General features: G+C 52.4%; 7 protein-coding genes and 1 pseudogene. 5 read left to right on the top strand and 3 right to left on the bottom strand.

Features of this window, described 5'->3' with window-relative positions:
- Window positions 1-127 precede the first annotated feature (127 nt).
- From EB809_RS11840 to EB809_RS11830, 3 genes and pseudogenes are all read right to left on the bottom strand, one after another.
- Window positions 128-395: pseudogene (locus EB809_RS11840) on the bottom strand (transposase); the annotation flags it as partial.
- 328 nt (window positions 396-723) lie between these two features.
- Window positions 724-1,038, bottom strand: coding sequence for a nucleotidyltransferase domain-containing protein (locus EB809_RS11835; protein ID WP_223807928.1), 315 nt, complete (start codon window positions 1,036-1,038; stop codon window positions 724-726).
- 10 nt (window positions 1,039-1,048) lie between these two features.
- Window positions 1,049-1,477 carry a nucleotidyltransferase substrate binding protein gene (locus EB809_RS11830; RefSeq protein WP_123635022.1) on the bottom strand — a complete coding sequence of 143 codons (429 nt, stop codon included), beginning with the start codon at window positions 1,475-1,477 and terminating at the stop codon, window positions 1,049-1,051.
- A gap of 314 nt (window positions 1,478-1,791) precedes the next feature.
- Between EB809_RS11830 and EB809_RS11825 the strand changes: the two genes are divergently transcribed.
- From EB809_RS11825 to neuC, 5 genes are all read left to right on the top strand, one after another.
- Entirely contained in the window at window positions 1,792-2,550 is a 759-nt protein-coding gene (locus tag EB809_RS11825; RefSeq protein WP_123635021.1) for a Wzz/FepE/Etk N-terminal domain-containing protein, read from the top strand.
- Window positions 2,551-2,680: 130 nt separating this feature from the next.
- Complete coding sequence (locus EB809_RS11820; protein WP_123635020.1) at window positions 2,681-3,919, top strand: lipopolysaccharide biosynthesis protein; 1,239 nt, start codon at window positions 2,681-2,683, stop codon at window positions 3,917-3,919.
- Between the two features lie 37 nt (window positions 3,920-3,956).
- Complete coding sequence (locus tag EB809_RS11815) at window positions 3,957-4,943, top strand: NAD-dependent 4,6-dehydratase LegB (protein WP_317848719.1); 987 nt, start codon at window positions 3,957-3,959, stop codon at window positions 4,941-4,943.
- The gene (locus EB809_RS11810) at window positions 4,936-6,096 is read left to right on the top strand and encodes a LegC family aminotransferase (RefSeq protein WP_223807927.1); all 1,161 of its coding nucleotides are present in this window, start codon (window positions 4,936-4,938) and stop codon (window positions 6,094-6,096) included. Before EB809_RS11815 ends, EB809_RS11810 begins: the two co-directional genes overlap by 8 nt.
- Window positions 6,093-7,259, top strand: a complete 1,167-nt coding sequence (gene neuC / locus EB809_RS11805; protein ID WP_123635019.1) for a UDP-N-acetylglucosamine 2-epimerase — start codon at window positions 6,093-6,095, stop codon at window positions 7,257-7,259. Before EB809_RS11810 ends, neuC begins: the two co-directional genes overlap by 4 nt.
- Window positions 7,260-7,264 lie beyond the last annotated feature (5 nt).

The raw sequence follows: 7,264 nt of genomic DNA, 5'->3' as shown, positions 1-7,264 counted from the left end.
CATCGAGCCCATAGCTCCTGCTTCTGCTGGTAGGTCAGCCCTCTGGTCTTTGATACTTGCTGCGGCATTCTGAAAGCCCCGATAGTTACCAGCGTGCATTATGTTGCACTGACCGGTTGAATCTACCGTAGCCTTTTTTAATATTTCTTCTCCCGCTCCAGGCGATTACAGCGGGCTTCCAGCTCCTGAATCCGGCGTTGTTCCGGGGTTAAGGCTTTGCCCTTGGGCGTGATGCCTTCACGCTCGTTTGCCAGTTGCTTGACCCAGCGCCTCAGCACATTCTCACCAACACCGATGGACGTGCATGCCTGCGCAATACTGTAGCCTTGATCCAGCACCAGGCTGGCGGCTACTTGCTTGAACTCAGGAGAAAAGGAACGTCGTTTTCTGGTCATCAGACACCTCGTTTATGGTGCCGATCTTCCCACCTACGTCGGTGTCCGGAATCATTGGATCACTACAGTTCCACCCAGCCCTTTTTACAGTCCGGAAAAGCAAATCGCCCACGCGCTGTCTCTCCAGATGTTCTCGCTGTATAGCTGCCTGGGGCTGATTGAGTGTGAGGATAAGAGCAAAGGCGGCCGCTTGGCCTCTTTAGGCGATCGCGATATTCGTCGCACGCCGTTGTTCGATGGCCTGTTCCGGGCGCCGAATGCATAGGGCCGCCCCTTTTGACCGGTTATCCGTCCGAGACCGTCTGCTTACAATTCTGTAGACGAGGCGTTAAGCATCATAGATGGTGATGCCAACCCGATCGACGTGTTCAAGCAGATCGGGATTTTCAACCTGATGCCGGAGGGTCAGATCGATTTTCCAGGGGAGTAACAGGTCGTCAATGTCCTGCTCGAGTTGATTGAACTCCGACCAGGATAGGGTAGGAGCGGTAAGCATAAGATCGATATCGGAATTATGCCGATAGTTGCCTTTTGCGCGTGAGCCATAAAGGGTGGCTGCATGAACGGCGCTGTATTTTCCGAATGCCGCCTTCAAGCGTCCCCATGCCTGAACGGGAATACCATAGGCTTCGGATTTAGCCATGTTGCGGGGCTCAGGCGAAGCCATGTTTGTCTGCCTCGGCATCCATGCGTCGATCAAGTTCCGTGAACAGGGTCAGATAGTGCTGATCAATACTCGCCAGGATTTCTTCCGCTGTTTCTTCATTATAGGTGTGCGAGGTTCGGTTTCTGTCCTGCAGCATTTGCATCCATCGCTCGCCGTCGGAAATCAGGTTCGCTGCAAAGGCTTCCCTTATGGTGTCCCTCGAACCGGTAATCGAGGTATTTCCCTGCCATCGCAAATAATCTCGCAGCAGATTCCAGGCAAGCTCGTAAGTGTACTCAAAGGCTTGAATGACGCCTTGCTTCTCGAGCTTTGACAGTTCTCGAGAGCGCATCAACGTCACGGCATCGTTCAACTGGTGGAAGGCTTTCTTGAAATTGCTGAACCTCTGTACCCAGCGAATATCCTGATCTGGCATAAGGCTGAACCGGTTGTGGGTTTGATTCGAGAGCATATCATAGCGATGGGGAGGCTATCGCTGTACGTGGTCGCTGCATTGAAGTGGCCGGCCACCCGTGTTCCGGAGGTGTTCGTCGTATTCATACGAGCCTTTTGGGCCCAGGAGCTTGGCCCGGATAACCAGAGGGCTCTAACGGATAGTAACTGAAATCGAAGTCATCTTTCTGTAGAATTCTGCCGCTTTGCCCCGGGTTGTCGAATCGGGGCAGGGCGGTAGCGCATACGGTCGCTGCCATACGACAACAATTGAAACTGAAGCAGCGGGATCACTCAATGAATGACGCTCAGACGCATCAACGGAATGAGTTCAATGATGAAATAAGTCTGGTTGACTTGGCCGTCACTTTTGTTCGGCGTCGCCGGGTGTTTTATGTTGTGTTCACGGTCTGCGTATTGGCAGGTGTGGCGTATGCGCTGATCGCAGATACGACTTATCGTTATACCAGCCTGATTCAGGGGGCAGAGACGGACTCAAATGAGCCACTTGTGTCTCCCGAGGTTGTCATGTCCGGGTTGGAAGGGCGTTGGCTGCCTGAGGTCCTTGCCACCTATGAGGCGGAGCACGGAAGGCTACCTTTTGAAGTGACATTTGATAATCCGGAGAAAACGAACATCATCAAGCTAGCCTCAGAAGCAAGCGAAGATCAGGCGAATATGGTTGAGCATATTCATCAGACGTTGATGGCTGATGTCAATAAAGAACAAGGTAGCCTTCTGGAAGAGCAAAAGAATCAACTGGAGCAGCAGATCACAGCTGTTGGCAAGCTCATTCAATCCCTGCAAGAGGAAGGCGCGACCGGTGAGGCTGTAGCAGGCGCGGTCGAGCGAAAGTTGAATCTTGAGCTTGAACTGACCAGCCTGAAACCGGCTAAAACACTGGTAGTCGCAAGGCAGAGTGCCGACGCGACCGGACCCAAGAGGGTCCTAATCGTAGCACTGGCAATCGTTCTCGGGGGCATGCTCGGGGTCTTTGCCGCATTTTTAACCGAGTTTTTCGTCGCCGTTCGTGCCCAGATAGCACGTCAGCACTAAGGGGCTGAACGTCACCCGATCCTGATCAGCTTGCTGTCTTGAATTAGGTGTACGGCCGGAGAGATGCTTGTGCCCTCTGATATTTTCATAAGTATGTAAGGGTACATTTTAGGTAGGCTAATTAGACTGAATGAAAACTCGCTTAATAAATTTGGGGCTCAGGGCACTAACGTTAGCTGTAAAGTTCGCTTTTGTGCTGGCGCTGGCGGCTTTCCTTCCACCTGAGCAGGTAGGGCTGTATGGGCTGATAACCGTAACTGTATCCTACTCTATTTATTTTGTCGGCTTCGAATTCTATACCTTCAGTACACGTGATTTGGTTGCGCGGCCGCGGCCGGAATGGTCCCGGTTATTGTCGAGTCAGTTGGTCTTTTTTTGCCTGATGTATGCGCTTGTCTTGCCGGCCTCAAGTGCTCTTTTCTGGGGTGGGGTGTTACCATGGAGTATTATGGGAGCCTTTGTCATACTGATTGTGCTTGAGCATCTGTCAACGGAACTGATGCGATTGCTTGTCGCTATTGAAAGGCCGTTGCTTGCAACGCTTATCATATTCATGAAGCAAGCCTTATGGGCTATCTGCTTTACGTTCTCGATGTGGCTAAACCCGGATTTCAGAAACATTTTCGATCTCCTGCTGTTCTGGATTGCGGGGGCATTTATTAGCATCCTCATAGGAATGGGGCCACTTTTAATGCTCGACTGGAAGGGGGCTTTTGCGAGACTTGACTGGCGTTGGATTAGGGGTGGGGTTGTGATAGCCATTCCTCTACTCGTGTCGTCAATTGCCGTTCGATCCTTGTTTACGTTTGATCGCTATGCTTTCGAGGCTTTGAATAGCTTGGCATTACTGGGTGCTTACAGTGTTTATATGGGGGTTGCCTCTGCCATGCTTTCTTTCATGGAGTCCGGAGTCTTTGTCTTTTATTACCCGAGAATGATGAAGTCCTACAAGGAAAACAATATGCCTGAATTTGAGATGGCATATCGGAAGCTGGTTAAGCAGTCAGCGCTATGGCTGGTGCTGTTGGTGGTCGGCGCGGTAGCGGCAGGCATCATAGTATTCCCTATTCTGGAAGAACCGGTATACGCTGAGAATTTACCACTATTCGGCGCTGTTGTTATCACGATGGCGGTTTTTATTGGCGGCTATGTCTTTCAATATGGTCTTTACACGACTGCCAGGGACCGCAGTATTATCACCGCCAATATTGCTGGGTTGGCGACTGCAGCGCTCGCGCTTCTTATATTGGCTAGATATACCGATTATTGGGCGGTCACGGTGTCCATGCTTGTTGGCAGTAGCATCGCAGCGCTTCTGAAGTACTGGAAATGGCATATAACACGTAAAGAGCTTCTCCTATTACAATGATGAGCCGCTGTCGTAATCTTCGAATTGGGAATTGAATATGATGAAAGAAACTGTTTTGGTAACGGGAGCGGATGGATTTATTGGCTCCCATCTCACTGAGCTGCTCGTGCGTGAGGGTTACAAGGTAAAAGCATTGTCCCAGTATAATTCATTCAACTACTGGGGGTGGCTTGAGAATATTGGTTGCCTGGACCAAGTGGAAGTCCTGAATGGTGATGTCCGAGACCCGCACTACTGCAAGCACATTACCAAAGGTGTCGATATCGTTTATCACCTGGCGGCGTTGATTGCGATTCCGTATTCCTACGTCGCGCCAGACAGCTACGTAGACACCAACGTTAAAGGCACGCTGAATATCTGTCAGGCCGCTCTAGATAACGATGTTAAGCGGGTGATTCACACATCTACCAGTGAGGTCTATGGCACTGCCCAATACGTCCCTATCGACGAGAAGCACCCGGTACAGCCCCAATCGCCCTACAGTGCCTCCAAAATCGCCGCTGATGCCATGGCAATGAGCTTCTACAACGCGTTTGACCTACCTCTTACAGTGGCTCGCCCTTTCAATACCTACGGGCCGCGCCAGTCCGCTCGTGCAGTGATCCCCACTATCATTACCCAGATCGCCGCTGGCCAGAAATCCATTAAGCTCGGTGATGTGACGCCCACGCGGGATTTCAACTACGTCGAAGATACTTGTAGGGGGTTCCTGGCACTGGCTAACTCTCAAAAAACGGTGGGCGAGACAGTGAACATCGCTTCCAACTTCGAGATTTCCGTAGGCGATACGCTGAGCCTGATTCGGAATATTATGCAAAGCGATGTCGAGTTCATTACCGACGAACAACGCTTTCGCCCCGGTAAATCCGAGGTGTTCCGACTTTGGGGGGGGAATGCGAAGATGCGCGAACTGACTGGTTTCACGCCCAGGCATTCGATTGAAGATGGCTTGAGGAAAACGGTGGCTTGGTTTACCGATCCAGAGAACCTGAAGCATTACAAAGCTGGAATCTATAATGTCTGACGTGTTGGCCAATCGTCTGATTGAGTTTGTAAAAGACCATTACGGAACAAATGAGTTCATACCGCTGCACGCGCCCGTGTTCAAGGGTAGCGAACAGACTTATGTTGCGAACACCATTAAGTCCACGTTCGTATCTAGCGTGGGTGAGTACGTTAATCGTTTCGAGCAGGACATGGCCGCCTACACCGGTGCCGAGAGCGCGGTGGCGACGGTAAATGGAACCGCTGCTCTTCATGTCAGCCTTCGGCTGGCAGGGGTCGGGCAGGGAGACCTGGTGATTACTCAGGCTCTGACGTTCGTTGCGACCTGTAATGCCATCACTTACTGCGGGGCCGAGCCGCTGTTTATCGATGTGGACGAGTCCACGCTTGGCCTTAGTCCACGCTCGCTTGAGGGTTGGTTGGACAGTCATGCGGTAAGTGATGCGTTTGGGCGGTGCGTGGAACGGGCAACGGGCCGGCGAATTTCGGCCTGTCTGCCCATGCATACCTTCGGACACCCCGCCGATCTGGCGGGGCTCGTGCGCGTTTGCAGGATGTGGAATATTCCACTTGTTGAAGACGCGGCGGAATCGCTCGGTAGCTTCTACCATGGCCGGCATACCGGAACATTCGGGAAGCTGGCCGCCGTGAGTTTCAATGGCAACAAAATCATAACTACTGGTGGTGGTGGGATGATCCTTTGCGATGAGGAAACCGGCAAATGCGCAAAGCACCTGACTACAACTGCCAAGAAGCCCCATCCCTACGAATACGTTCACGATGAAGTTGGTTATAACTACAGGTTACCCAATATCAACGCAGCTCTAGGAGTTGCACAGCTGGAGCAGTTGCCGGGGTTTCTGGCGGAAAAGCGGGCATTGGCGAGTGAGTACCGGCACCTTCTCAAAGGGGCAGAGTTCAAGTTTGTTGATGAGCCGGAGGGTTGTAGAAGCAATTTCTGGCTAAACGCCGTCCTGTGTCCGGATCAGGTATCGAGAGATCGATTGCTTGAGGTGACTAACGCCAGCAACGTAATGACTCGCCCAGTCTGGCAGCTAATGTGTGATCTGCCGATGTACCAGCATTGCACACGAGGAGCCCTCGACATCTCACGAAGCATAGCAGAGCGCCTCGTTAATCTTCCCAGCAGCGTAAAACCGGCCCAGCCATGAAAACAGTCGCCGTATTTACCGGAACCCGGGCAGAGTATGGCTTACTGCACCCACTGCTCACGAGACTGACACAGCACTCAGAAATGAACTTGCAACTGATCGTCAGTGGCATGCATCTGTCGCCTCAATTCGGCGAGACTTGGCGGACCATTGAGGCCGACGGGTTTACCATTGACGCCAAGGTGGAGATGCTCCTCGCCTCAGATACGAGCTGTGGCGTTGCCAAATCCATGGGGGTAGGGGTGATCGGTTTTGCAGATGCATTGGAGCGTTTGCAGCCAGATTGCCTGGTGATCCTGGGAGATCGATATGAAGCTCTGGCTATTGCTCAGGTAGCGGCCGTCATGCGCATCCCAATTGCACACCTCCACGGTGGAGAACTCACTGAAGGTGCTTACGATGACCCAATTCGCCACGCTATCACTAAACTCTCGCACTACCATTTTGCTGCCTCCGAGGAGTATCGCCAGCGAGTAATACAGATGGGTGAGCAACCGGATAGTGTCTGGAACGTTGGCGCGTTGGGCATTGAAAACATACGGACTGTCCCGAGGGTTTCCCTCGCCGCAATCAACCAGAAGTTCGGGCTTGACTTGAAACAGCCGTTTTTCCTGGTGACTTACCATCCTGTCACTGCTGGCGACGAAGACAGTGAGCAAACGTTCGACAACCTGCTAACGGCACTGGATGAGTTTCCGGAGCACCAGGTTTTGCTCACCTACCCCAACTCCGACAACGGCGGGCACCGGCTGATTCAGATGCTTGAACACTTTGCCAGTGAACGCATTGGCAGAGTGTTCGCCATACCCTCTCTGGGCATGCAGTGCTACCTGAGTGCAGTGGCTCTCGGTGATGCTGTTATCGGCAACTCTTCCAGTGGCGTCATAGAGGTGCCCTCACTTAATACACCAACAGTCAATATTGGTGTTCGCCAAAAAGGGCGCCTTGCCGCAGATTCCGTGATTCATTCCGGAACGACCCGAGAGGGTATCAGCCGCGCCATCGAACGGGCTTTGTCGCCCATGACCAAACAGGTTTCAGAGTCCTGTGGCAATCCCTATGGCAGTGGTGAGACATCGGCGAGGATTGTTGACATCCTGCGTGAGCAACAGCCCCCCGGTGCCAAAGTCTTTCATGACATCTCCGAACGCCAGGAGGATTAAAGCGA

The sequence above is a fragment of the Marinobacter sp. R17 genome, assembly GCF_003789045.1.
Taxonomy (GTDB): Bacteria; Pseudomonadota; Gammaproteobacteria; order Pseudomonadales; family Oleiphilaceae; genus Marinobacter_A; species Marinobacter_A mangrovi.
Note: the sequence above shows the minus strand (reverse complement) of the source record. Positions and strands in the feature narration are given on the sequence as shown.

Bases quoted from the DNA above. Each gene is read 5' to 3' on its own strand.
- EB809_RS11835 (WP_223807928.1), bottom strand. From the start codon at position 1,038: ATGGCTAAATCCGAAGCCTATGGTATTCCCGTTCAGGCATGGGGACGC.
- EB809_RS11830 (WP_123635022.1), bottom strand. From the start codon at position 1,477: ATGCCAGATCAGGATATTCGCTGGGTACAGAGGTTCAGCAATTTCAAG.
- EB809_RS11825 (WP_123635021.1), top strand. From the start codon at position 1,792: ATGAATGACGCTCAGACGCATCAACGGAATGAGTTCAATGATGAAATA.
- EB809_RS11820 (WP_123635020.1), top strand. From the start codon at position 2,681: ATGAAAACTCGCTTAATAAATTTGGGGCTCAGGGCACTAACGTTAGCT.
- EB809_RS11815 (WP_317848719.1), top strand. From the start codon at position 3,957: ATGATGAAAGAAACTGTTTTGGTAACGGGAGCGGATGGATTTATTGGC.
- EB809_RS11810 (WP_223807927.1), top strand. From the start codon at position 4,936: ATGTCTGACGTGTTGGCCAATCGTCTGATTGAGTTTGTAAAAGACCAT.
- neuC (WP_123635019.1), top strand. From the start codon at position 6,093: ATGAAAACAGTCGCCGTATTTACCGGAACCCGGGCAGAGTATGGCTTA.